This is a genomic window from Treponema sp. R80B11-R83G3 (genome assembly GCF_054786115.1).
Window position 1 is genome coordinate 1 of the sequence record NZ_BDHF01000252.1, and the last position, 1,111, is coordinate 1,111.

The 1,111-nt window shown below is 39.2% G+C and carries 1 protein-coding gene and 1 pseudogene; one reads left to right on the forward strand and one right to left on the reverse strand.

Features of this window, described 5'->3' with window-relative positions:
• Window positions 1-183 (reverse strand): hypothetical protein (locus ACYVRH_RS13085; RefSeq protein ID WP_461257339.1); only part of this gene is annotated, 183 nt, incomplete at its 3' end.
• Window positions 184-974: 791 nt separating this feature from the next.
• On the opposite strand from ACYVRH_RS13085, the pseudogene ACYVRH_RS13090 reads away from it, so the two are divergent.
• Window positions 975-1,111: pseudogene (locus tag ACYVRH_RS13090) on the forward strand (butanol dehydrogenase); the annotation flags it as partial.

A 1,111-nucleotide genomic window follows, 5' to 3' on the forward strand; every position in this document is an offset into this window, starting at 1 on the left:
AACCTCAACCGAGCCGCAAAAACGGCGAAGGTTCCCCTCTTGATGAACCAAACCCAATCGCCCTCTGACCACTAAAACATCACAATTATTCATGTTTTTACAATAAATGTTCCATGATGTTTTAGTGGTCAGACGGTCATAGCGAGGTATGTAACACTCTTTAGACAAGTAACTAATCGCCATTAAAATCCCTCATTTTCATTGCCCACACTTTGAATAATTTTTGTAATAGCGGTTTTTGTGTCGGGAATTGTGTATTTATAGCCACTTTTTGTTTCATTAAGAATATATTATCACTTTTGGCGTTTTTGTCAATAGTTTATGGGAATATTTTCCTAAAATAAAGACTAAAAAAAGTCTTTCGCTAAGTGATAGTCTTAATACGCAAAGTTCCACTACCAATTTAAATGCCCATTACCGCTAGAAGATGTATGCCCAAATCAAAAATATTGAAAAAAATCTTCGCTAAGTAAAAGCCGGAATACGCAAAGCTATGCCGGGGGCGCACGGTGTGGATCGCCTACCATGCCACGCCAGAGCGTGCTTAAATAAATGCCACAGCCGTCTAGCCCTCGGAAGGGCTTTGCGTATTCTGGCTTTTTTTTAGAGTGATAATTTTTTTCGCTATTAAATTCTTTGGGCATACATCGTGTAGAGGAGAGGGAATAAGCCTGTAGCAAGTTTGCAAACATAGCGTCGAAATGCGAAAGAACGCTTTATTATCCCTCTGTCGAATAAAATCCCCGTACCAGGAACCTCAACCGAACCCGAAGGGTGAAGGTTCCCCTCTTGACGGCACGGATAACAGAAATTAATTTAGCGTAAAGCATGAATATTGCTTCCTAATAGTTGACACTTTTTCCATAATTGTGATAATATAATCTTACATACATAAAAATAATAATAAATAACAAATATGTATGGAACTGGAAAATGAAAGCCGGTTCAAAGTTGTTATTAAAAAGGAGTATTTTATGGGACGGTTTACCTTACCTCGTGACTTGTATCACGGTAAAAACGCGCTTGAGGCGTTGAAATCCCTCAAGGGGAAAAAGGCGATTGTAGTAGTTGGCGGCGGAAGCATGAAGAAATTCGGCTTTCTGGACAAGAC